Genomic DNA, 24,876 nt, shown 5'->3' with positions numbered 1-24,876 from the left:
GCTGGCAATGCTTGGTAAATCTCAAAAAGCCGCCCAATTGGCCGAAGACGTCACCGACTACACGGTCATTCAGGGGCGCTCGCTTTGGCAAGACGCACGCATGCGTTTTGTCCGCAACAAAGCCGCTATGGCCAGCGTTTTCATACTGGGGCTAATCGTACTGTTCACAATCATCGGCCCGTACTTCGCCGTTTGGACCAACGAGGAAATCGACTGGAACGTCATGGGCGACGTAGCCGGCATGGGAATGCCGTCGATCGAAACCGGGCACTATTTTGGTGTCGATGATCTGGGGCGCGACCTCTATAGCCGCGTCATTCAGGCGACGACAACATCGCTGCTGGTGGGTCTGATCGGGGCTGCAACCGCTCTGATCGTCGGCACCTGCTATGGTATCGCTGCTGGATATATCGGCGGGCGCACCGACAGCGTGATGATGCGATTTGTCGACATCCTGCTGGCGATCCCAGCCACGTTGATCGTCATCTTGTTGCTGGTCGTGGCGGGGCGGTCGTTCTTCATGCTGTTCATCGCGCTTGGTGCCGTAGGCTGGCTGACCATGGCGCGGATTGTTCGGGGCCAGACCCTGACTCTGAAGAACCGCGAATTCATCGAAGCCGCCCGCGCCGCCGGCGTCAGCGAATTCACCATTATGTACCGCCATATTCTACCCAACTTATTGGGTGTGGTAATCGTCTATGCCTCGCTGTTGGTGCCCGAGATGATCCTGATGGAAAGCTTCATCTCGTTCCTAGGGCTTGGCATTTCGGAGCCTTACACGTCTCTGGGCCGTCTAATCGCCGAAGGTGCGGGAACCATGGCTTACGGCACGCTGTGGCAGCTGATGTACCCCCTGACAATCTACGTCGCCATCATCATCTCAATGTTCTTCATCGGCGATGGTTTGCGTGACGCTCTGGACCCGAAGGATCGCTGATATGAGCCTGTTTTCAATAAAAGACCTAAGCGTCCAATTCGACACTCCTGACGGCGTAGTCGAGGCTGTGAAAGGGATCAGTTTCGATATCAACCCCGGCGAGTGCCTTGGCATTGTTGGCGAAAGCGGATCAGGCAAAAGTCAGACTTTCATGGCCGCGATGGGGCTGTTGCCCCCTGCTGGGCGGGCGTCAGGGTCGGCCATGCTGAATGGCAAGGAAATCCTGAACCTGCCTATCAACAAACTGAACAAGATCCGTGGCGATGATGTCGGCATGATCTTTCAGGACCCGTTGACCGCGCTCACTCCGCATCTGCGGATCGGTCAACAAATGCGCGAGGTTCTTCAGGTTCACGAAGGGCTACAAGGTTCGGCTGCGCGGGCCCGTTGCCTGGAATGGCTGGACCGCGTGCGTATCCCCGAGGCGAAACGGCGTCTGGATCAATACCCACATGAGCTGTCGGGTGGCATGCGTCAGCGCGTGATGATCGCCATGTCGATGCTGTGCAGCCCCAAACTATTGATCGCAGACGAGCCGACCACGGCTTTGGATGTGACGGTACAGGCCGACATTCTAGATCTGATGGTACGCCTGCAAAAGGATGAGGGTACCGCAATTGCCCTGATCACCCACGATATGGGTGTTGTCGCCCGCATGTGCGACCGCATCCAGGTCATGCGGCTGGGTCAATTCGTCGAAGCCGGTGACACGCGTGAAATCTTCCGTGCACCACAGCATGACTACACCCGCTCTTTGCTGGAAGCCATGCCGCGTATTGATGCCGGGGACGCCCCCAAAGCGCTGGACAAGATCGACGAGCCGTTGCTCAAGGTAGATGACGTGAAGGTGCATTTCCCGATCCACGTCAAGGGCCGTCTGTTTGGGCGCAAAGTACCACTTAAGGCCGTCGACGGCGTCAGCTTTGATATCCGTAAGGGTGAAACGCTGGGTGTCGTCGGTGAATCAGGTTGTGGCAAGTCCACACTAGCCCGCGCGGTTCTGCAACTGATCGAACCCAGTGACGGCAGTGTAAGTTGGCTGGGTCATCCGATTGTCGGGCTTAGACGGGCCGAACTGAACAAGTACCGTAAAGACCTGCAGATTGTCTTCCAAGACCCGCTAGCCAGCCTTGATCCTCGAATGACGATTTCGGCCTCAATTGCTGAGCCGTTGAAAACCTATCGTCCTGATCTGACCGAACGCGAACGCAAAGATTTGGTTGCGCAGATGATGGAGCGTGTGGGCCTGAAGGCAAACATGATCAACCGCTATCCGCATGAGCTTTCCGGCGGTCAAAACCAGCGTGTTGGTATTGCAAGGGCGATGATTAACAAGCCAAAGCTGATCATCTGCGACGAGGCCGTTTCCGCCTTGGACGTGTCCATTCAGGCCCAAATCGTTGAATTGTTGCGAGAGCTGCAACAGGAGTTCGGCCTCTCGATGATATTCATCAGCCATGACTTGTCGGTTGTGCGAGCGGTCTCAAACCGGATCATGGTGTTGTATTTGGGCCGGATCGTAGAACTTGGAGATGGTGAAGTTATTTGCTCCGCTCCGATCCATCCCTACACCAAGTCTCTGATTTCGGCCGTTCCAATCCCTGACCCGGATGTCGAGCGCAGTCGTCAGCGTTTGAAACTGCCCGGTGAGCTCCCCTCGCCGATGGATCCGAAAGCGGCATTGCGTTTTCTGCCCAGCCGTTTAGCAGCAGGTCAGACAGACTATGTACCGCAGCTGAGCGAAGTTAAGCCAAACCATTTTGTGGCCGAACATGATCCGCTGGATGCCATTATGAATGGGGCATAACCTGCATGCCCCGAAGCCGGGAAACGGCTTCGGGGCCACGTGGTGACCGTCGGTTCGCTTCTGTTGCCAACGGGATGGAAATACCTAAGCCCAATTTTACTGCAGGTTGTGAAAAGGTACTGCGGCGGTTAAGCAAATTTAAGCTGATCGTTTTGACTTATTCACCCCCAAATGGCACCATCCTTGAAAAATAAACGCAGACGGTATGTCGGCGTTGATTGCAAGGTTAACAGGGCCTAATAGGTCCGCTTAGTTCAAGGCTGACTTGCCTTGGTTAAATTGCTTGAGAGGTTATATGGCACGCAAGGTCACAAAGGCGATCTTCCCCGTTGCAGGGCTCGGTACTCGGTTCTTGCCAGCGACCAAGTCAGTACCCAAAGAAATCATGACTCTGGTCGACCGCCCTTTGGTGCAATACGCCATCGATGAGGCACGCGCCGCTGGCATTAAAGAATTTATTTTTGTCACATCGCGCGGCAAATCAGCCCTTGAAGACTATTTCGACCACAATTTGGTGCTTGAACAAGAGCTGAAAGCCAAAGGCAAAGATAAGCTTTTGGAAACGTTGAACGCCACCAACATGGAAAGTGGCGCGATTGCGTATATCCGGCAGCACAAAGCGCTCGGCCTAGGCCACGCGGTTTGGTGCGCCCGTCGTTTGATTGGGGATGAACCTTTTGCGGTTATGTTGCCGGACGACGTAATTGCCGGAGACAAACCCTGTCTGCAGCAGATGGTCGAAGCTTACGAAGAAACCGGCGGAAACATGGTAGCAGCCATGGAAGTTCCCACTGAAAAGACCAGCGCATACGGTGTGCTGGATGTAGGCGACAACATTGGCCCAGTTGTGCGAACGCGCGGGATGGTTGAAAAACCCAAGCCCGAAGAGGCGCCATCGAACCTGGCTGTGATCGGTCGCTACATTTTGGGCCCATCGGTACTGTATAACCTGAACCAGATGAAAAAAGGCAGCGGCGGCGAGATTCAGCTAACCGACGCAATTGCCGAAGATATCGGTAACGGCGTTCCAGTGTTTGGCTACAAGTTCGACGGTCAGCGCTTTGATTGTGGATCAAAAGCTGGCTTCCTGCAGGCAACGGTTGCCTTCGCACTAGCCCGCGATGACCTGCGTGAGGACTTGAACCAATACCTGCACGACATCGTGGCAACAGGTCAGGCTGCGCAATAGCGAACAGTTCAAACTCTTGGGTTTCAACATTTTTTGGGGCCGAGGCATTCTGTGCCTCGGCGCTTTAATTTTGTGTGGACGAAGAGTTACGAAAGAGTTTTCCGGGCGTTCGACCCGGTCAACAGGGATTCATCTTCAAAGCGGCAATGTGGCGCGCAAATCAATTGTCTGATCGACAGTCAGAGGAGGACGCCCGTGTCACAGAACTCACCCCGCTTGGAGCTGCCATTTTTGCAAGCATCTCAGGCCCAGAAACACATCACTCACAACGAGGCACTGCGTCGGTTAGATATTGTCACTCAGCTCAGCGTCGCTTCGATCAACGCAACGATACCACCCGCAGTGCCGGAACAAGGCGAGGTTCACGCCTTGGGTGACGTTCCGACAGGAGATTGGTCGGGTCAGGCCGGATCTCTGGCTGTTTGGTTGGACAGTGCTTGGCATTTTGTGCCACCCCGTAAGGGTTGGCGTGCATGGGACGAAAGCGCAGAGCAACTCTTGGTTTGGGATGGCAACGCGTGGATTAAACCACCAATTGAAGCTCGAGACATGGAAGGCCTGGGGATTGCCACCGGTTACGACAGTACAAACCGCCTGTCGGTTCGCTCCCCGGCAACATTGTTCAGCCATGATGGCGGTGGGCATCAGCTAAAAATCAACAAGGCCGAAGACAGCGAAACAGCATCTTTGCTGTTTCAGTCCAATTGGACGGGACACGCCGAAATGGGCCTGTCGGGCAGTAACGGCTTTTCGATAAAAGTATCTGCAGACGGCGGAACCTGGACTGAAGCACTGAGTTTTAACCCCGCGAACGGTATTCCGGGCGGTGCTGCGGTTCAGGCAAGTGCCGACGACACGACCCCCGGTCGACTGATGCGAACTGATTACGGCTATAGCCCGGGTAATGTGCTAGGTACTGTCTCTGAAAATGGCGGCGCGCCGACCGGAGCCGTGATCGAATGTGGATCAACTTCAAACGGGGAATATGTGCGCTATGCGGATGGCACACAAATCTGCTTCGCGTCCCTGCCCGCAACGAACTGTACAAACCCTGACGGAACTCTGTTCGCAAGCGGTACAGCGATCTGGAACTTCCCAGTTCCCTTTGCCGCCATGGCACCAGTTGCCGTCAGCGGCAGCGGCGGAGCAAACAGCCGGTTCATCGGTTTCGACACACCCGTAGAGACTCAAGTAAATTTAAAGGTAATGGCAACGACAAACGATGCAACGGCGTTGATCCCCACCGTCACCGCAATTGGCCGTTGGTTCTGAGTTTTCGGACTGCCCGGGCGTTAGCCCGGGTTTTCACCTGACGCGAAGGTCTTCATCCGCCTGTTTCAGGAACCATTCATAGGTTTCGCGTATACCGTTTTCCAGCGTGATGCGTGCGTGCCATCCCATATTACTCAGACGGGACACATCCATCAGTTTTCGCATAGCGCCATCCGGTCTGCTGTCATCCTGCGTGATCCGCCCATTAAAACCTGTGATTTTCGCAACTAACGCCGCCAAATCCGCAATCGACACGTCCTCGCCGCAACCCACATTGATATGACTCAGCATCGGATTGGTATTTGCCTCGTAAATATCGCGCGGCAGATCCAACACGAACAGTGACGCTTCGGCCATATCATCCACATGAAGGAATTCCCGACGAGGTTTGCCGGTGCCCCAGATCACCACTTCGTCCAAGCCGTCACGCTTCGCTTCGTGGAAGCGGCGGATCAAAGCAGGTAAGACATGACTGTTTTCTGGGTGAAAGTTGTCGCCGGGCCCGTATAGATTGGTCGGCATGACAGAACGGTAATCAACCCCGTGCTGCCGATTATAACTTTCGCACAACTTGATCCCTGCGATTTTGGCAACAGCGTAGGGTTCGTTGGTCGGTTCCAGCACCCCAGTCAAAAGAGCATCTTCTCGCATGGGTTGCGGGACCGCGTTTGGATAGATGCAGGAACTGCCCAGTTGAAGCAGATGCTTGACCCCAGCTGCAAAGGCTTGATGGATCACGTTACATTCGATCATCAAGTTATCGTAGATAAAATCCGCCGGGTAAGTGTTGTTGGCGTGGATACCACCCACTTTGGCTGCGGCCAGTATGACTACATCCGGACGCTCGGTCTGCATAAACTCTCGAATGGCCCCCTGATCGATGAGGTCCAGTTCGGAATGAGTCCTGGTGACGAGCTCAAGCGCCTCGCCCGACGCCTGTCGATTTTGCAGACGACGCATTATGGCACCGCCTACCATTCCACGATGGCCTGCCACGTATATTTTTTGCATGCCGCTGCTCCTCAGCCGTTTTCCATGCTCACAGGCAATTCATAGCCATGCTCTTTCAACAATGCATAGCGTTTGGCAGTTTTCAGGTCTTCGGCAATCATTTCGGCGCACATGTCCTGCACGGTCAGCTCAGGCTCCCACCCAAGCTTGGACTTTGCCTTCGATGGATCACCCAGCAACGTTTCGACCTCTGCGGGACGATAGTATTTAGGGTCAATGCGTACGATCACGTCGCCAGGCTTAAGCGCGGGTGCGTAATCACCTTCGATCGACGCAACAGTCGCGATTTCATCAGCGCCTTCGCCAGTAAACTCCAACTCAATGCCGAGCTCAGCTGCGGACCATTCTATGAACTGTCGGACAGAATACTGCGTGCCTGTGGCAATCACAAAATCTTCGGGGGTGTCCTGCTGCAGCATTAACCACTGCATCCGGACATAGTCCTTGGCATGCCCCCAGTCTCGCAGGCTGGCAATATTGCCCAGATATAGGCACTCTTCCAAACCTTGCGCGATATTCGCCAACCCACGCGTGATCTTGCGAGTTACAAAAGTCTCCCCTCGGCGCGGGCTTTCGTGATTGAACATGATACCGTTGCAGGCATAGATTCCATAAGCTTCGCGATAGTTTATCGTTATCCAATAGGAATACAGCTTAGCCACTGCATACGGCGAACGTGGGTGGAACGGGGTGGTCTCTCGCTGTGGGGTTTCCTGAACCAAACCGTACAACTCGGACGTAGACGCCTGATAAAAACGCGTTTTCTTTTCCAAACCCAAAAAACGGATGGCTTCCAATAATCGCAGAGTACCAATGGCATCTACATCCGCAGTATACTCGGGCGCCTCAAAACTGACCGCCACGTGCGATTGCGCGCCGAGATTGTAAACTTCGTCTGGCTGCACTTCTTGGATGACACGCGTCAAATTCGACGTATCGCTCAAATCACCATAGTGCAGATATAAATTGGGATTTGGGTCATGCGGATCTTGATAGATGTGGTCAATTCGCTGTGTGTTGAAGGAAGACGCTCTGCGTTTAATACCGTGAACCTCATAACCTTTTTCCAGCAAGAATTCCGCCAGATAGGATCCGTCCTGCCCCGTGATCCCGGTAATCAACGCTTTTTTTGTCATTTTTTCTTCCTTGGGGAATACTGTGCGCATCGTCGTCGCCTCAAACATTAAGGCGACGCGGAATGCAACCCAAGGCAAAAGACGACCGTGAAGTCGGACGCAAGCTTGTTTATTGGCTAGGCATCTTAGTCAGTTCGACGCGTAAAGGGTTACTGCACCCTGAGCCCCATCTGCCAAAGCTTTACTTTGATCTCGTCGTACTTGCTCGTAAAGGGCAAGTGCCTGATCCGAAAACAACTCGCTCGGCGGCTCGACACGCACGAAATTCGAATGCCCGTCCTGTCCGCGAGCCATCAAAGCGTAATCCCGATCCGCGATCAGTTGCTTGGCATTAGGATTGAGATAGCGAATTGCCAGACCGATCCTGCGATCATCTGACCTGTTCGGACCAGACCCATGAATTGTTAGCCCGTGATGCAACGACATTTGCCCCGGTGTCAGCTCAATATGGGTTTTGTCTTCCTCCGCAACCTCGACGGCAATCTCTTGTCCGCGCGACAGCAGATTGGTGTCGGAAAAAGTATCGTTGTGAGGCAGGATCGGATTTTTGTGACTGGCTCGCACGAAATCCATACAACCGCTTTCGGTTGTTGCCGGCGACAGCGCTATCCAGGCTGTGACCTGATCAGGCGTCTCACCCATACCCCAATAAGTGAGGTCCTGATGCATGCCGACCGTGTGTTCCGTTTGCGCCTCTTTGATAAAGAACTCGGCCGACCAAACCATGATATCCGGACCTAAGACACCCTCGACTACATCCAGAACCCGAGGGTCCAGTGCAATCTTAGCTGCAAGGGGAATAACCAAATGTGCGTTGACGCGTTTGTAGGTGTTCAACGGCAGCGGTAAGTCTGCCGTTAGCCAGTCCTGTTCAAGCTGTTCCAGTTCGTCGCGGATACCTGCAGCTTCTTCTTGGGAAAAAACTGTCAGCGGGTAAAGAAATCCGTCTTCCCAATATTGTTTCGTTTGCGCGTCGGTCAAAGTGGCGTTGGAGTTTGGCATGGCGTACCTCACTGGCTGCTTGCCACTTCAGGATAGGCCAGATTTTCGGCAGGACAGCGTGCAACCTATTGCCCGTGAGGCTAAGTTCAGCTTAGCCTTCTCACATGTCGTCCCGTGTTCCCTCACTCAACTGGCTACGTGTCTTTGAAGCAGCCGCCCGAACTGAGAGCTTCGCCCGCGCAGCCGTACAACTGAACATGTCTGCAGCGGCCGTCAGCCAGCAGGTAAAGGCGCTGGAAACCCGGTTGGGAACGCCTTTGTTTCATCGCCACGCTCATGCGGTAACCTTGACGGAAGCCGGTCGCGCCTACCTACCATCGGTTCAGCAATCCCTTCTTATGTTGGAGACAGCAACAACCGGTCTGTTCGGAGAAACCCGCGAACAGCGCCTTTTTGTCCAATCTGTTCTACTGTACGCTCATGGGGTTCTGGCCTGCGGGCTGCCTGATTTTCAGGCCGCGCACCCTCAGATCAGCTTGTCTTTGACGACCGGCAATCTGGTATCGGACTTTGCCAATCAGTTCACTGACCTTCAGATCGTATTCGGTAACCCTGCACTTTTTGAAGCTGAAAGCGATCTGTTGATGCGCGAACGACTCTATCCTGTTGCCCCACCAGAAATCGCCGAGCAGATCAGCCATCCTCAGGATCTGTTTAATTTCCCCTTGATCGAGGTATCGACCCACCGCGCAAGCTGGCCACATCTTTTTGACGCCTTGCGCCTGTCCACAGGCCAGGCGCGGTACTTCTTCGCCGACAACTCGCTCATGGCGGTCGAACTATCGGCAAACGGAGGTGGTATCGCGCTGGCACGCGCGCCTGCGTCAGATCGGATTGTAAAACTATCCGGCCTAGTACCATGCCCGCCAGAGTTTCAGATTGAAGGACACGACGCCTATCATCTGGTCTACCCATCCCGCAAAGCTCTGCGTCCACCGGCGCGTACTTTTCGCGATTGGCTGCTGGATCACAACGCAGCGGTCCAGACCCGGTAACGCCACTGCCCTGTCACCTCGCGGATTAATCCGCGCCGGGTAAACCGATCGATATTCCGTTGCACTGCCGCGCGTGACGCCTTTGTCAGTTCTTCGGCCAAGGGGGCTGAGACCATCGGCCAAGCAGCCAGTACGTCGATCAATAATGGTGGGGTTCGTCCGCTCAACCCGCTGGTGGCTTCTCGGGCGCGCAGTTCCCATGCGCTGACACGATCCAGATGCATCAGTGCAGCCAAGGCAGCCTGTCCCGCCCCACGCATCCAGGCTGAAAGCTTTTCGTCCACCTCCCCTACCCCTCGCAACGCGCCGGGGCCGGACAAAGCCAATGGCATAAACATTGCGCCACCACGTCCCATTGTGGCCGCGTGACGCGCCGCAATAATCGCAGCTTCGGTATCTTGGCCAATACCTGGCGACAGCGCACGCCAAGCATGAAAACCAATCGCTGCCTGCGTGACCGGATGCAAACCTTCGGAATTTCGCATAACTTCGGCTAAGTCGGCCACCGCCTCGGGTATTTCCTCAATCCCTTGACCCATACGATCAAGAAACGCGGTCAAGCCGGTCTCCCACCCGCTTTCGGATGGGCCTGGACCAGAAGTAAGTCGCCGAACCGCCCAACCTGCCCGGAACAGAGCCTGCACATCATCCCCAGTCGCGCCAATACGAAGACCGGTCCATAAAGCAAGCCGATCAACGCTAATCCGGTCTCCGGTCCACCACCCTAGATCGGACACATCCATCAAGGCCAGACGATGAGACCAGCCTTTAGGTCCTGCCCGAAGCCGTTCGTCCAACGCTCCAAAGATCGCCGCCAGATCCGCCAATTCGTACGAAAGTTCATCCTGCGCGGCGCGCCAATCCCGCGGATCAAACAGCAAACGCTGGTCGGCCTTAGGCCCCGGGATCAGAAAGTCATCAACCTGCTCTTCATCCTCCGGAGGCATAAACCACAGGTCGTCATCCTCGGGCGGATCCACGTCATAGATACTGCGAGGACCAACTGTATCATCGGCCTCATCCGGATCGGGCATGACAGGCTTTTTTTTCATGCGCGTTATATTTCGAGGTATTGCCCAAGTTCACAAGGCATTTTTGCGCATTACACGCCTAACCTGTGAAATTCTCAGTGATAAAATTCAGCTGTCCGCTCAGGTCGCTCTGACCACGGCTGCCAATTAACATGTAACCATAACCGTCCTTTGACCAAACGGCTGTGGTCAATCCACTAAGCTCCGCCTGCCGAACTTCCTTGTTCGGCGCTCCAGCGCCCTGCCGAATAACGCAAAAGGCAAAAGGGTTCCCCTCAGCGTCGGCGAACACAAACTGAACCAGCGGCTTGCCCTTGAAAGACAGGACCTGTGCTCGCATCAATTCCATCCCCGGTAACATCTCAAGCGCTTCGCGGTTGAGCGGGCGTCCAAGCTGTTCCTCGGCCTGCGCAATCTGCACGTCGAGTGATTGAGGTGAGTTGTCCAGCGTCGCAATTGTATCTGGCACGTAAAGAGACTGGTAAAGCGCAGCCTGTTCCGCCCAGCCCATTGGTTCTGGACGTGTAGCCCAGAAGGTCGCGGATACAGCGACAATCGCAACCGAAGCCGCCACAGCCAGTAAACGCAGCCCTCCACCCGTGGGCCGGTTCGGAGCTTGTGCAGTGGGTGCAGGTATCTCGAAATGTGGTGTTTCAGCGGGCAACTGATCAAATACCGCCTGCACTGCGGGTGCAAACGGATCCAGCGCCATCAAGCGTTGCTCAAGCGCGGGATCGGTCTCGACCGCGCTTTCGATTGCGCTTGTCTCGGCGTCATCCAGATTTCCGTCCAGATACGCCAGTAGCGTCTCATCGGAAAACTTCATTTGCCACTCCGTCGAACGGCGTCTGCTGCATCAAACTGCATTACGGTTTTCAACTTCTGCCGGGCATTAGACAGCCGGCTCATAATCGTTCCAATCGGCACATCCAGCAAAGCAGCGGCTTCGCGGTAGCTGTACCCCTCAACAAACACAAGCATGACCGTCTCCCGCTGCGCCTCTGGCAGCCGCATTACTTGTGTAAACACTTCAGCGGCGAAAATATTCGTTTCTGAATCCAAACCTGTTGCAACTAATTCCGCCTCGGGTGTCACGGACAGCGCTTGCGCCTTGCGAACTGATCGCGATCGCACTTCATTCAACCAGATCGAGCGGCAGATCGTCATCAACCAACTATCCAGCCGGTCATAGGATGTAACCTGATGGTGGCGTTCCAGTGCACGCAGACAAGTAGACTGTAGTAAGTCATCGGCTATGTCTGATGCTCCGGACAACGCCAACCCGAATCTCCAAACGCGTTTTGAGTGCGTCTGGATGGCCCGCCGTACTGCCTGTTCTGAGCTAATCTCGCCACTCATCGAATAAATCGCGACCTGTGTGTGTTTGCCATCCACGGACCGGGCCCGCAGGGTCAGGATGGGCATAACCCGAGGAGGATTAAAATGAAACTCCTTTTGAAAGCTGTAATGACGACATCGGCAACCGCCGCAAGTTTGGCTATAACCAACCACTGAACATTAGACGCCTAAAGGTCAGACATGTCGTACAGCACCATCCGTAGGATTAGGGTGCAATTCATTAGCCTCTACAGAGACGTAGATTTTACAAACCTGATCGCCTACTTGCGATCGGAACCGCAGCGTCGAACTACAATCCGATAAAAAAGTGTCGATCTTGGACGCCTAACAGCATTTCTTTTGTCTCATTTGGACGAGTGAAACGCGTGCGATAACGAATTGTGAAACGCTGAAATCGCGAAATTAACGTGTGCCCTTCAGCAAAAAATGGCGAAATGGGTTGAGTGTCGCAAAGTCTCTTCCACTTGGGCGTACGGCTAGCTAAGAAGTGCTTCCAGATATACTCAGGAGGCCTCCTTGGACCGCATCGCCCGCACCATCGCCACCGAAATCAACGCCCGTCCCGAACAGGTCGGTGCTGCGGTGAAACTGTTGGACGAAGGGGCGACCGTGCCCTTCGTCGCACGTTACCGCAAAGAGGCGACCGGCGGTCTGGATGATACGCAACTTCGCACCCTGTCTGATCGCCTGACTTACCTGCGCGAGCTTGAAGCAAGACGGGAGACGATCCTTGGTTCCATCAAAGATCAGGGCAAGCTGACCGACGATTTGGCTAAATTCATCGCGAAGGCCGACACAAAAGCGCAGTTGGAAGATATTTATCTACCCTATAAACCCAAGCGCCGGACCAAAGCGATGATCGCCCGAGAAAACGGGTTGGAGCCGCTGGCCGATGCCATTCTGGCTGATCGCTCGGCTGACCCCGAGACACTGGCCGGGGCTTACGTTACCCAAGCAGTACCCACCACAAAAGACGCCTTGAACGGTGCAAGGGATATCGTCACCGAGCGTTTGACCGAGAACGCCAGCTTGCTGGGCGAATTGCGTGCTTTCATGCAACGCGAAGCATTGCTGACTTCGAAGTTAATCGAAGGCAAAGAGCGGGACGGCGCGAAATTCAGCGACTACTTCGACCATTCCGAGCTATGGGCCAAAACGCCATCGCACCGCGCGCTGGCAATGCTGCGCGCCTCGAAAGAGGGGATCGTGACGTTAGACATCGCGCCTGAACTAGAATCTGGCGCAGTACGAGCCGAAGCTATTGTCGCTGCTCATTTGCACACGCGTGGCGATGGTCCAGCCGATAAATGGCTGCGCAAAGTGGCCGGGTGGACTTGGCGGGTGAAACTGTCTCTGTCGATGATGGTTGAGCTCATGGCTGACCTGCGGGGCCGCGCGCAGGAAGAAGCCATTCAGGTCTTTTCTCGCAACCTCAAAGATCTATTGTTCGCCGCCCCAGCTGGAGCGCGGGCTACGTTAGGTCTGGATCCTGGCATTCGAACTGGTGTTAAAGCAGCCGTTGTAGATTCGACCGGAAAAGTGATTGCGACAGACACGCTCTATCCGTTCCAACCCAAAAACGATCTGCGCGGCGCGCAGGCTACCGTTCTGAACTTGATCGCCACTCACAAAATCGAGCTGATAGCGATCGGCAACGGCACTGCCAGCCGCGAAACTGAGAAGTTGGTGAGTGACACTTTAAAGTTGCTGCCCAAAACCGTCACCGCCCCGACCAAGGTGGTTGTGTCCGAAGCAGGCGCGTCGGTTTATTCCGCCTCGGAACTGGCCGCGCGCGAATTTCCTGACCTCGACGTATCCCTGCGCGGTGCGGTCTCGATTGCACGCCGTCTCCAGGACCCTCTGGCCGAGCTGGTAAAGATCGAACCCAAAGCCATTGGCGTTGGCCAGTATCAGCATGACGTGGACCAACACAGACTTTCCCAATCGCTGGCGTCAGTGATTGAGGACGTGGTGAACGCGGTGGGCGTTGACCTGAACACAGCGTCTGCGCCCCTGCTCTCTCATGTTTCGGGATTGGGACCGGGCTTAGCCGAAGCAATCGTTATGCACCGCGATTTGAACGGTGCGTTTCAATCTCGCAAGGAACTGCTGAGTGTCGCTCGGCTCGGGCCACGCGCATATGAACAATGCGCAGGGTTCTTGCGCATAAGGGACGGAGCTGAGCCTTTGGACGCATCCTCGGTCCACCCCGAGGCATATGGCGTTGCGCGCCGGATCGTGTCGGCCTGTGGACGCGATATCCGTCAGATCATGGGAAATGACGGCGCACTCAAAGGATTGCGAGCAGAGCAATTTGTAGACGACACCTTCGGCCTGCCGACCGTGCAAGATATTTTTGTAGAATTGGAAAAACCCGGCCGTGACCCGCGACCCAGCTTTACGACTGCGTCGTTCAAGGACGGTGTTGAAGACATCACCGACTTGAAACCAGGGATGGTTCTTGAAGGCACGGTAACAAACGTCGCGGCCTTCGGCGCTTTCGTGGACATCGGCGTGCATCAGGACGGGCTTGTTCATGTCAGCCAGTTGGCCGACCGATTTGTCAAAGATCCACACGAAGTGGTCAAGGCCGGTCAGGTTGTCAACGTCACCGTGGTCGAGGTTGATGTACCCCGCAAACGCATTGGGCTTACGATGCGCAAGGATGGTGGAGCATCGGCACGTGAAGACAGGGCCAGTCGCGGCTCTCACAAGAACTCTGGTTCCTTGAAATCCAACGGCAAAAAGTCCTCTAAATCCAACAACAATGAACATAACAACGCTTTTGCGGACGCGCTTAAATCTGCGATGAAAAACCGCTGAAGTTTTAGGGGCTGAAGAAAGCCCCTACCCAACCTTTTAGGCAAACGCGTCATTCTCCAGTTCTTGCCAGAATTTGAAGATGGCATTTGCGTTTTATCCGCCATTGCAACCGATCCGAGACGGCTAGGTTGCACAGCTTCTTTAACACTTTCAGTTTTCTCACTACGTCACTGTAACCAATCTCAAACATCGCTGGTTGAGGAGCTTCGGCAGTCAGATCCAATCAAAGTGGTCGCTCAAGTAATCATCGAAACGTGCCACTGAAACACTTTGCGGCGGCGTTCATTGAGTCACCGCAAACGGACCGGTTCCGAAAAGAACGATTGGATTTAGATCAGCATCAAACCCGGTGGGCGCAGGAATGATGTGGTCTAGTGTGTAAGAACTGATGGCAGTGCACACATTATCTCGACCTGAATAATAAAAAAGTTATGGGGCAACTGAAGACCGGCAATTCCCAAATTATTATTATGGTATAACATTTCTTTCAGTGATACGAGTGCCGCGATTCTTGTCATTTCAAAGCGGAGTCCCCTCATGCTGAAATCTATGAGCACGGCAGTTTTTGTAGCTGCTGCCTTTGCCGTTGGTCCTGCCATCGCAGACACCAGAACCGATGTAACCATCGCTTCTCCCTGGGAAATCGCCAGCTATGACCCGACGGTATCGGGGTCCATTGTCCAAAGCCTGCAGATTATGGAGACACTTGTGGATGCGGATGAGCACGGGGTGCTGCGTCCGGCACTTGCAACGGATTGGTCGGTTTCCGAAGACGGCCTGACCTGGACTTTTACTTTGCGCGACGGTGTAAAATTCCACGATGGTTCTGTGTTTGACGCAAAGGCCGCTGTCTTTGCTCTGACGCGCGCCTGGGAGCAGCCCGGAATTTTACAGAAGGCACCGATCACCAGCATTTCAGAAGAAGAAGGTAAGGTAGTCGTTACTGTCGAGACTCCATTTACTGCGCTGCCATCAATCCTTACCCATTCGACCACAATCATTCCTGCGCCTGCCGCGTTTGATGCTGATCGCAATCCAATCGCACTTGTCGGAACAGGCCCGTTTGCGGTGACCGAATTCACGCCGCCACAAAGTGTTTCAATGGTGCGTTACGATGGTTACTGGGGCGACGCGCCTAAACTGGAAAGCGCGACCTATCTGGCATCGAGCCGAGCAGAAACCAGGGCTCTACTAGCAGAGAGCGGCGATGCTGACCTGGTATTTACACTGGACGCATCAGGATACAGTCACCTGCAGCATGTCGACGCGATCGAAACCAAGGCCGTACCAATTCCCCGCGCAGTCTTGCTGAAAGTTAACGCCGAACACCCGTTTTTTGCTGACGCCCGTGCCCGTCAGGCGCTTAGCCTTGCAACTCCACGGGCCGGTATTGCGAAGGCAATCACCCGCTTTCCCGAGTCTGCTGCAAGCCAATTGTTTCCACCAGCGCTGAGCGATTGGCATTCAGCCGATCTGGCGCCGCTCGAGACTGATCTTGATGCAGCCAGCGCACTTTTGTCCGAACTTGGTTGGGTCCCGGGCGAGGATGGCATTCTCACCCGCGATGGGGAACGGTTCTCGATCACGTTGCGCACCTTCCCAGATCGCCCGGAGTTGCCGCTGATTGCTACCGCCTTGCAGGATACATGGCGCGAGATCGGGATCGAGCTTGAGGTCAGCGTTGCCAGCTATTCCGAAATCCCGAAAGGGCATCAGGACGGTTCGCTGCATGTGGCCCTGTTTGCCCGCAACTACGGTCTGACGCCGGACCCGATTGGGACTGTCATGCAGGATTTCGGCAACGGTGGCGGCGACTGGGGTGCCATGCGGTGGGATAACCCCGAAGTGACCGAAGCCATTGAAGTTATCGCTTCAACCGCGGATCCAGACATGCGCGCCGAAAGCATCGCCAAGGTTTCAGGTATTTTGCATCAGGAACTGCCTGTCATTCCTGTGCTTTGGTATCAGCACACCGTTTCCATCGACAAAGGTCTGGGTGGTGTGATCATCGACCCGCTGCAACGCAGCTATGGTCTGAGTGAGATGTACTGGACCGAATGATCCGATGAACGATTTTGCCAAAGCGGCGTTTGCAACCCTCGCAACAAGGGGGGTGCAAGCGCTTATCGTTGCCGTGATTGTTGGCATCGTCAGTTTCGCCATGATGCAAGCCCTGCCGGGGGATGCCGCCTACCGCATCGCTGCCGGGCGCTATGGCTATGACATGATGGATGCCGCCTCAGCCGATGCGGTGAGAGCAGAGCTTGGACTGGACCAACCCACATTGGTGCAGCTTTGGGCTTGGCTCAGCGCGTTGGCGCAGTTCGATTTGGGTACTTCGGCTGTCTACGGCACCTCGGTCGCTGATGAGATCGCCACTCAGCTGGGATACTCTCTGCTGTTGGCGGCAGGTGCCGTAACCGCTTCGTTGTTAATCGCCCTGCCGATTGGCATCGCGTCGGGTCTACGTCCCGGAGGTCTGCTGGACAGCGTGACGCTAGCGGTATCGATTTTTCTGCGTGCGATCCCGGCCTTTGCGCTTGGCATCGTTCTGGTGCTGATTTTTGCTGTGCAGTTGAAGCTGTTTCCGGTGGCCGGATTCAAAGGGTTTTCCAATCTTGTTCTGCCCTCGCTTACGCTGGGCCTGGGGCTGGCAGCGGTGTCCAACCGGGTCATCCGAGATGCCGTGGCAGATGCAATGAGTGCAGATTGGCGGCTGTTTGCTCGCACCAAGGGTTTGTCAGCCCGACTGACATTGACACGCCACGTTGTGCGGAATGCCGCGCTGCCGGTTGTAACCTATATTGGCGTGCAATTGGCCTATCTGATCGAAGGGGTTGTGATCGTTGAATCCGTTTTCGCGTGGCCCGGCATCGGTCATGCACTGGTACACGCTATCTTTGGTCGAGACATTGCAATGGTGCAAGGCACTGCACTGGTGCTGGGACTGACTTATGTGGCTTTGAACCTATGCGTAGACCTCGCCTGTCGTGGCATTGACCCAAGAGGACGGTTAGCATGAGCAGTCAGTCCGATCTCATGATTGCCGCCAAAACACCAACCATTAAACCCAATCTTCCGATTTCACGGATGATCGGGCTGGGGCTAATGGCCCTACTGATCATAGCCGCGATTGGCGGGCCGGGATTGATCGGGGGCGACCCGGCAAAGCAATCGCTTCTACACACGCTCGAAGGCCCAAGTGCTGCTCACCCGTTGGGTACCGATAATCTTGGCCGCGGCATGGCTTCTCGGCTGTTGTCTGGCGCACAATTGTCGCTGTCTCTGGCCTTTCTGTCTGTGATCACTGCCGGCTTGCCCGGAACGTTGTTGGGCGTGACCGCCGCGTGGTTCGGTGGTTGGACCGATCGGCTGTTGGGCGCTTTCGCCGATGCTGTTTTGGCGCTGCCAGGGTTGTTGCTGGTTCTAATGTTGGCCGCAATTTCTCCAGGATCATGGTGGGCCCTCTATGCCGGTATCTCACTGACGCTATGGGTTGAATACTTCCGCTACACGCGTCAGCGCGCGCGGATCGTGCTGGCCGAGCCCTCGGTTGAAGCTTCAAAACTTCTGGGCCTTAATTCTTGGCTGCTGATCCGCCGCCACCTGATCCCCGAGATCGGACCGGGACTGCTGACCATTGCCGCGTTTGGGGCTGCAACGGCAGTGACCTCTGTTGCTGCGCTTGGCTTTGTCAGCGTTGGCATTCGCCCGCCCACTGCCGAATGGGGCGTCATGATGACCGAACTTTTGCCTTATTGGCGCGAGGCCCCGTTCCTGATCCTGCAACCTGTGGCCTGTCTCGTCGTGACAGTGTTGGCCCTGCATCTTTCCGTTGGAGGGCTTCGACGCCCATGACACATTCGATCAAAGTTGAAGACCTCTCGGTGTTTGCCGGTTCCACGCGCCTTATGGGGCCGGTCAGTTTTTCGGTGGCTTCAGGTGGAACACTGGTCGTTATGGGTGAGACCGGTGCCGGAAAAAGCCTGATCGCGCAGGCGATCCTGGGTACTTTGCCGGGGGCATTGCGCACCGAAGGCCAGATCACAATTAACGGACGCCGGGTAGATATCTTATCGACCGCCGAACGCGCAGCTATGTGGGGCCACGAACTGGCGACACTACCGCAGGAGCCTTGGCGTGCCCTGGACCCACTGATGCGAGCCTTTCGTCAAGTGGCTGAATCTCACCGATTTGTTGCAGGTCAACCACCCGCGCAGGCCATAAAGGCGACGGCAGATGACTTTTCAACACTTGGGTTGACCGGGGCAGAAGATCGACTGCCCAGTGCCCTTTCTGGCGGTATGGCGCAACGGGTAGCCTTTGCTGCTGCGACCGCCGGGAAGGCGCCAATCCTTATGGCAGACGAGCCGACCAAAGGGTTGGATGCCGAACGCCACGCCAAAGTAGTTGAGTTATTGGCCAAGGTACCTGCCTCCGGCGGTACTTTACTTGCCATTACGCACGAGGTTTCTGTTACGCGGCGTCTTGGCGGTCATGTGCTTGTGCTGCGTGAAGGGCAACTGGTCGAGCAGGGACCAGCGGAAACCGTGCTGACGACACCTGCCCACGACTACACGCGCTCTTTGCTTGAGGCCGACCCGCAAAACTGGCCGCAATCTGATCCACATCAGTCAGGTGACATTGTCCTGACGGCAGAAGGCGTCGCCATAGTGAGGGGTGAAAAGCAGTTGATCAACGGTTTCAACCTCACCCTCAGGCAAGGGGAGCGTGTCGCTCTGACTGGTCCCAGTGGCATCGGTAAAACGACACTGTTGGATGCATTGGCAGGGCTTTTACCACCAGCTGCTGGACGTGTGACACGTGCCAATGGTCTGTCACAACACTTAGTACAAAAACTCTATCAGGATCCACCGGCGGCCTTTCCTGCCCGCATCCCGCTTGAAAGCTCAATGCGGGACGTGGCGCGTCTTCACAAGACGGATTGGGGTGCAGTCCTTCAGACGTTAGAGCACTTGGGAGTTAGCCCCACACTGTTGCCCCGGCGTCCGGATGAAGTGTCTGGGGGAGAGTTACAGAGAATCTCCATGGCCCGCGCCCTGACAGTACGTCCTAAAGTACTTCTGGCGGATGAACCCACGTCACGCCTCGATCCGATCACACAAAGAGACACGTTGAAATTACTCGAAACGGTCACGGCCGAGGATAAAATTGCCGTCGTTCTGGTTACGCATGATCAGCACATCGCCGAAAAATGGGCCGATCGGGTGATCAGACTGACCTAGCGGTGTATGGTAGGGAAAGAATTTTCCCAACTCCTTTAAATGAGCGCCTGCATGGCATTACAATTGACAGCAGCTTAAAAGCTGGTCGATGCGGTAACATTCAAGCGCAGTCTTTATTGGGCTGCGCGCTCAAACATGCGCATGTTTTGCTTCCTACTCTCAGTGTACACTCTGAAAGCCAACCACCGTTACCTGCCGGTGCAAGGCAGCGACGAAATTCAAGGCAAACAGTTTTACTGAACCGGTTGCCAGACTTCTGTCGGGTCAAAACCTGTCATGGCTGCGGCTGTGTCCAAAGTGTCTTCCCCCAAAACCGCCTCAAGAACTATTCCGTTTTCAGACACCATAAAGCTGTGAATACCAGTTTCACCAAACTCCGCTGGTACAGCCAACAGAGCGTGGCCCGCCACCATATGACCATTAACGAAGTAATCCATCGCGCCACCCGGTGCCGCGTCGGTTTGTTCGGTCAGTATACGAAAGTAATACCCCAGATAAGGCTCGGGCGCATGATCATCCTCACCGTCATTGTATCCAAACGCCGACGCACGCGCGAAAAGTTCACCCAGCAGCGTGTCTTCTTCAGCCCAGAACAATCCATCACGTTGCTCGGCCGAAGTTGAAATGATCTGGCTGGCAAACTCTTTGACCCCATCACCGTCCTGATCCTGTGATCGAAACGCGGACTGGATGTCGACGTAAGCCTCCATCAGTTCGATCACCTCAAGCTCGTTGAAGCCGATCTCTCGCAAACGCACTTCTTCCCGCCCGGCATCATTGTCGAAAGCCCAAGCCATGTCAGACGTTTTTGCGATTGGAACCGGGAAAAGCCACCCTTCTGCGCCCAACGCTATCTGAACAGAGCCGTCATCTTGTGGCACAAGCCGGTACCCCTCCTTATAAAGGTTAAGCAAGGTCAGCTTGTTGACCTTATCCTCAACAGGATCGCCATCCGAAAGGTAATCCGCCGCCTCGGCGCCAAAAACTTCAAGAACAGCTTCTTTGTTTGGACTTGCCAAGGCAGAGAATAGTGCCTCCAATGCATCCTGAGGCGAGGAAAAGGACTGAGGTTCCGCCCAGGCTGGGCCGATTGAGACCCCAAGAACAGCAGTAAGCGTCAGCAGATACTTTTTCATGTCTTTATCCTCTGCGCTTTGCTTTTTTACCGCTGGCCTTGCCGCGACTTGATGCCTTGCGTGCTTTTTGCCCGCTGGCCTTTTTGCGCGTGGCTTTTGGCTTTGGCGCTGCTTTAGGTCGCGACGCCTTTTTGACCGGTGCCTTGGCTTTGGATGGCTTTTTGACAGCCGGTTTCTTGGTCGGTTTTTTTGCTGATTTGCTGGGTGTCGCACGATTTACCGGAGGTCGGTCCGTGCCTTTCATCGTTTTTCTGACCGCGTCTGGTTTAACCGACGATCCAGGCCGGGAAATATCAGGTGCGCCCGACTCTTTCGAAAGCTTGTTCCGCAGCGCGTCAGAACGGCTGTCGCCTTTGTTTACAGGCAGTTTGGTTTTGCCGCCCTCACCTTTCTTTGATGCAATTTTGTCTCGCGCTTCATCCTTTCGGCGATCATCCGGTTTCCAACCTCCATTCGGGCGGTCTCGATCGCCATTGCCGATGTTGATATCGTTGCCGATGTTCACATTTCCGTCGACGTCCAAATCAATATTGGGATTACGGTATATCGGGCCACCACCCCAGCCGCCGCAGTTTCGACACCCCCAATAGTCATTCCAATCGTCATCATCGTCGAAAATGGCGTCAATGACTGCAAATGTCCCGAACGCCAAAGCTCCGGTCAGCAACGCATCCCCAACCACATTGCTGTTGTCCTCTGCATAGACAACTTCGGGGTCATATTGAGGAACATAAACAACTTCGGGGTCTGCCGGCTGTATTATGACATCCTCGTCCTGAGTGACCTCGACGACCTGTTCCTCGCCCGACACCAAAGCTCCGTTATTAATAGCCTGCGTACGCATCGTTTGGACCGCGGCCATAACGTCGTCGCTTTGCGCCAACATGGCGTCACCCATGGTTTCCGTCCATTCGATATGGGTAGCCATATCCTCGATGACTTCCGGAAAGGCGACCGCAAGAACCTCAACGCTTTCGTCCCATTCCTCGGCTTCAATCGCGGCTTGAACAACCTCTGGGTCGTCACCTTCAGAACTGGCTAAAAGCCGATCACTTTTGATGACCTCCATAGGGCTGGTCGAGGCAACGAGGATTTGGATCAACAATGTGTCTGGATATAGAGCTACGGGTGCGACAAGGTTCTCTAGCTCAGCCTGGGTCAGCAACGCTTCGCCTTCACTGCTTTCCCCACTGTCTTCAGGCGTGGATTGCGCCATCAGGGTCGCTGGCGCAAAGGCAAAGTAAAGCAAGAACAATCCGCGAATTATAGTATTCATGATCATACCCCTTATGGCTCACAACAATACGAGTTCAGGCACGCCTGAACTTGGCCGCTGGCATTATGACATTCGAATATTCAAACTCCGCTCATGATGTTGCCTTACCCACCTATTTGTAAAGGATTTTGACGGGCTAAGAACGTTGGCGCTCATTCGTCACGCACGCATGTTGGCTCCGTTTGCGTCGTAGATCGGACCGCCCAGAATTTCGGCATCATAGAATTCACCCAGAATTTCCACTTGAAGCTCTGTGCCCGGAACCGCGTGTTCGGCGGTCACGTAACCCATCGCCATCGACCGACCAACCCGATGCGCATATCCACCGGATGAGACATAGCCAACCGCTGCACCGTCTTTCAGGATTGCCTCGTCGTTCGAAACATCAATGCCGTCCACATCGATTGTCATGGTCACCAACTTGCGGTCGACCCCTTCGGAGCGGAACGCCTCGGTGGCTTCCTTCCCGACAAAGTCCTTTTTCCAGTTGATGAAAGCATCCATGCCACTTTCGACCGCGTTGAAATCGGGGCGGAATTCCAGCGTCCAGACACCCCATCCTTTCTCCAACCGCATCGACATGAGCGCGCGCGCGCCGTACCAGCGATAGCCCAGATCAGCCCCGGCTACTTCGATCGCTTCGGCCAGTCGCAGCAAATATTGCGGCTTGCAGTAGATTTCATAACCCAACTCGCCGCTGAACGAGATCCTGTTCAGGATCACCGGCACACCAGCCACAAAGGTCTGACGCAGATCGCGGAACTTGAAGCTTTCGGCCGAGACATCCTCGCGCGTCAGCCGCGCCAACAGCGCGCGCGACTTTGGACCCGACAAGGCAATGCCGTGCCAGTCGTCCGAGACATTGGCATAGGTGACATCGTCTGGCAGGTCTTTTTCAAACCAGCGGCGATGCGCCTCTTGCATGGCACCAGAGCCTAACAGCATGAAGTGGTCTTCGGCCAGACAGGCCACTGTCAGGTCTCCGTACAGCTTACCTTTTGGCGTCAGCATCGGGGTCAGGGTCAAACGACCCGGTTTCGGAACATACCCGGCCAGAACGCGATCCAGATACGCCCGCGCGCCAGCCCCTTTGAACTCGTGCTTGGCAAAGTTGGCGATTTCGATCCCGCCAACAGCCTCTTGCACCGCTTTGACCTCGCGCGCCACGTAGTCGTGGCTGCGGTTGCGCTCGAATGTCGGGTCTTCATGAGCGTCTTCTGGGCCATCGGCGAACCAAAGCGCGTTTTCCAGCCCAAAGCCCTGCCCCATCATCGCGCCTTTCGCGACCAGACGATCATACAGCGCGGTCGTCTTCTGCATCCGACCCTTGGGCAGGGTTTCATTGGGGAACGTCATGACAAAGCGGCGTTCGTAATTCTCAGACGACTTGACCGTGCCCCAATCGGGCGTGGCAAACTCGCCGAAGCGTGCCACATCCATGGCCCAAACGTCGATTGAAGGCTCTCCGTCAATCATCCACTCAGCCATGGTCAGGCCGACGCCACCGCCCTGACAGAAGCCCGCCATGACGCCGACCGCGACCCAATAGTTCTTCATCCCCGGCACCGGGCCAATCATCGGATTGCCATCGGGCCCAAAGGTGAACGGCCCGTTGATCATGTCCTTGATCCCGGCTTCACCGATGGTGGGGATACGCTCGAACGACATCTCCAACCGGTCGGCAATACGGTCAAGATCGGGTTGCAACAACTCGTGCCCGAAATCCCACGGCGTGCCGTCTACTTTCCACGGCGTTGATTTGGGCTCATAGGTACCCAGCAGCATCCCCTGCCGTTCCTGCCGGAAGTAGATATTGGCCTCATAGTCGATCCCAGCGGGCAAACGTCCGGCTTCGCCCATGCTGTCCATCCGCTCAGCGATTTCTGGGATTTTCTCGGTGATCAGATAGTGGTGCTCCATCGGCTGCACAGGAAGGTGGATGCCGGTCATATGCCCCACCTCGCGGGCCCAAAGACCGCCGCAGTTGACCACATGCTCGGCATTGATCTGCCCCTTTGGCGTCGTCAGATCCCACGACCCATCCGGACGCTGGGACATCGCGGTTACGCCGCAATGTGTGAAATACTGCGCGCCATGGACGCGCGCCGATTTGGCAAAGGCATAGGTCGCGCCCGACGGATCAAGGTCGCCATCCTGATCGTCCCACAGCGCCGCGTAATAGTGTTTCGGGTCGATCAGCGGGTGCCGTTCGGCCAGCTCGGACGGGGAAATAAACTCCTGATGCAGACACATATACCGTGCCTTGGAACGCTCGCGCTTGAGGTAATCATACCATTCCTTGGTCGAGGCCGCGTAGAAACCGCCCGTGATATGCAGACCAACCGAATGACCCGAGGTCTCTTCGATCTCTTTATATAGGTCGATGGTATAACTTTGCAGACGGCTGATGTTTGGGTCGGAACTGATCGTGTGAATCTGCCCTGCTGCATGCCAACTGGAGCCCGAGGTCAGCTCATCCCGTTCCAACAACACCACATCTTTCCAGCCAAATTTGGCGAGGTGAAACAAGATCGAACACCCAACAACGCCGCCACCAATGACAACGACCTTGGCGTGGGACGGCAGCGGTTTACCGGTGGTGGTCTCGTCTTTTTGAATCTCTGGCATTCGAGGTTTTCCTTAAATAACAAGGGGG

At 55.3% G+C, this 24,876-nt stretch carries 19 protein-coding genes; 10 read left to right on the top strand and 9 right to left on the bottom strand.

The features are described from left to right. The first annotated feature begins 7 nt into the window (after positions 1-7). From ACR0L3_RS09920 to ACR0L3_RS09905, 4 genes are all read left to right on the top strand, one after another. A complete protein-coding gene (locus tag ACR0L3_RS09920) occupies positions 8-937 on the top strand; it encodes an ABC transporter permease subunit (RefSeq protein WP_480745558.1) in 930 nt (309 codons plus the stop codon). Position 938: 1 nt separating this feature from the next. After that, positions 939-2,744 carry an ABC transporter ATP-binding protein gene (locus tag ACR0L3_RS09915; RefSeq protein WP_480745557.1) on the top strand — a complete coding sequence of 602 codons (1,806 nt, stop codon included), beginning with the start codon at positions 939-941 and terminating at the stop codon, positions 2,742-2,744. Positions 2,745-3,039: 295 nt separating this feature from the next. Continuing rightward, positions 3,040-3,933, top strand: a complete 894-nt coding sequence (gene galU, locus ACR0L3_RS09910) for a UTP--glucose-1-phosphate uridylyltransferase GalU (protein ID WP_480745556.1) — start codon at positions 3,040-3,042, stop codon at positions 3,931-3,933. Positions 3,934-4,128: 195 nt separating this feature from the next. Beyond that, positions 4,129-5,205, top strand: a complete 1,077-nt coding sequence (locus ACR0L3_RS09905; protein WP_480745555.1) for a DUF2793 domain-containing protein — start codon at positions 4,129-4,131, stop codon at positions 5,203-5,205. Between the two features lie 33 nt (positions 5,206-5,238). Here ACR0L3_RS09905 and fcl read toward each other — a convergent pair whose 3' ends face one another. The 3 genes from fcl to ACR0L3_RS09890 all read right to left on the bottom strand — a co-directional run bounded on the left by fcl (position 5,239) and on the right by ACR0L3_RS09890 (position 8,354). Further along, positions 5,239-6,216, bottom strand: coding sequence for a GDP-L-fucose synthase (gene fcl, locus ACR0L3_RS09900; protein ID WP_480745554.1), 978 nt, complete (start codon positions 6,214-6,216; stop codon positions 5,239-5,241). A gap of 11 nt (positions 6,217-6,227) precedes the next feature. Beyond that, complete coding sequence (gene gmd, locus ACR0L3_RS09895) at positions 6,228-7,352, bottom strand: GDP-mannose 4,6-dehydratase (protein WP_480745553.1); 1,125 nt, start codon at positions 7,350-7,352, stop codon at positions 6,228-6,230. Between the two features lie 129 nt (positions 7,353-7,481). Continuing rightward, complete coding sequence (locus tag ACR0L3_RS09890; protein ID WP_480745552.1) at positions 7,482-8,354, bottom strand: phytanoyl-CoA dioxygenase family protein; 873 nt, start codon at positions 8,352-8,354, stop codon at positions 7,482-7,484. A 104-nt stretch (positions 8,355-8,458) separates the two neighbouring features. Here ACR0L3_RS09890 and ACR0L3_RS09885 point away from each other — a divergent pair, with 104 nt between their 5' ends. Next, on the top strand, positions 8,459-9,349 hold the full coding sequence (locus ACR0L3_RS09885; RefSeq protein WP_480745551.1) for a LysR family transcriptional regulator: 891 nt from the start codon (positions 8,459-8,461) through the stop codon (positions 9,347-9,349). Here the strand turns inward: ACR0L3_RS09885 and ACR0L3_RS09880 are convergent. The 3 genes from ACR0L3_RS09880 to ACR0L3_RS09870 are packed head-to-tail and all read right to left on the bottom strand — an operon-like array spanning position 9,322 to position 11,805. Next, positions 9,322-10,401 carry a helix-turn-helix domain-containing protein gene (locus ACR0L3_RS09880; protein WP_480745550.1) on the bottom strand — a complete coding sequence of 360 codons (1,080 nt, stop codon included), beginning with the start codon at positions 10,399-10,401 and terminating at the stop codon, positions 9,322-9,324. The two genes, ACR0L3_RS09885 and ACR0L3_RS09880, sit on opposite strands and share 28 nt — an antisense overlap. A gap of 58 nt (positions 10,402-10,459) precedes the next feature. Next, the gene (locus ACR0L3_RS09875) at positions 10,460-11,206 is read right to left on the bottom strand and encodes an anti-sigma factor family protein (RefSeq protein ID WP_480745549.1); all 747 of its coding nucleotides are present in this window, start codon (positions 11,204-11,206) and stop codon (positions 10,460-10,462) included. After that, positions 11,203-11,805, bottom strand: coding sequence for an RNA polymerase sigma factor (locus ACR0L3_RS09870; RefSeq protein ID WP_480745548.1), 603 nt, complete (start codon positions 11,803-11,805; stop codon positions 11,203-11,205). The genes ACR0L3_RS09875 and ACR0L3_RS09870 overlap by 4 nt, the downstream gene beginning before the upstream one ends. Positions 11,806-12,255: 450 nt before the next feature. Between ACR0L3_RS09870 and ACR0L3_RS09865 the strand changes: the two genes are divergently transcribed. The 5 genes from ACR0L3_RS09865 to ACR0L3_RS09845 all read left to right on the top strand — a co-directional run bounded on the left by ACR0L3_RS09865 (position 12,256) and on the right by ACR0L3_RS09845 (position 19,808). Next, positions 12,256-14,562: a Tex family protein gene (locus tag ACR0L3_RS09865; RefSeq protein WP_480745547.1), complete on the top strand. Its 2,307-nt coding sequence runs from the start codon at positions 12,256-12,258 to the stop codon at positions 14,560-14,562. Between the two features lie 537 nt (positions 14,563-15,099). Continuing rightward, on the top strand, positions 15,100-16,623 hold the full coding sequence (locus ACR0L3_RS09860) for an ABC transporter substrate-binding protein (protein ID WP_480745546.1): 1,524 nt from the start codon (positions 15,100-15,102) through the stop codon (positions 16,621-16,623). A gap of 4 nt (positions 16,624-16,627) precedes the next feature. Beyond that, positions 16,628-17,584 carry an ABC transporter permease gene (locus ACR0L3_RS09855; RefSeq protein ID WP_480745545.1) on the top strand — a complete coding sequence of 319 codons (957 nt, stop codon included), beginning with the start codon at positions 16,628-16,630 and terminating at the stop codon, positions 17,582-17,584. Further along, positions 17,581-18,420 (top strand): ABC transporter permease, encoded by an 840-nt coding sequence (locus ACR0L3_RS09850; protein WP_480745544.1) that lies wholly within the window; start codon positions 17,581-17,583, stop codon positions 18,418-18,420. The genes ACR0L3_RS09855 and ACR0L3_RS09850 overlap by 4 nt, the downstream gene beginning before the upstream one ends. Next, positions 18,417-19,808: an ABC transporter ATP-binding protein gene (locus ACR0L3_RS09845; protein ID WP_480745543.1), complete on the top strand. Its 1,392-nt coding sequence runs from the start codon at positions 18,417-18,419 to the stop codon at positions 19,806-19,808. The genes ACR0L3_RS09850 and ACR0L3_RS09845 overlap by 4 nt, the downstream gene beginning before the upstream one ends. Positions 19,809-20,041: 233 nt before the next feature. On the opposite strand, the gene ACR0L3_RS09840 is transcribed toward ACR0L3_RS09845, so the two are convergent. The 3 genes from ACR0L3_RS09840 to ACR0L3_RS09830 all read right to left on the bottom strand — a co-directional run bounded on the left by ACR0L3_RS09840 (position 20,042) and on the right by ACR0L3_RS09830 (position 24,848). Beyond that, a complete protein-coding gene (locus tag ACR0L3_RS09840) occupies positions 20,042-20,944 on the bottom strand; it encodes a DUF2950 family protein (RefSeq protein WP_480745542.1) in 903 nt (300 codons plus the stop codon). Between the two features lie 4 nt (positions 20,945-20,948). After that, positions 20,949-22,220: a DUF3300 domain-containing protein gene (locus tag ACR0L3_RS09835; protein ID WP_480745541.1), complete on the bottom strand. Its 1,272-nt coding sequence runs from the start codon at positions 22,218-22,220 to the stop codon at positions 20,949-20,951. A gap of 159 nt (positions 22,221-22,379) precedes the next feature. Next, positions 22,380-24,848, bottom strand: a complete 2,469-nt coding sequence (locus tag ACR0L3_RS09830; RefSeq protein WP_480745540.1) for a GcvT family protein — start codon at positions 24,846-24,848, stop codon at positions 22,380-22,382. Positions 24,849-24,876 lie beyond the last annotated feature (28 nt).

Source organism: Ruegeria sp. CK1, assembly GCF_056536545.1.
The sequence above is the reverse complement of the archived record's forward strand: the minus strand, read 5'-3'. Positions and strand labels throughout refer to the sequence as shown.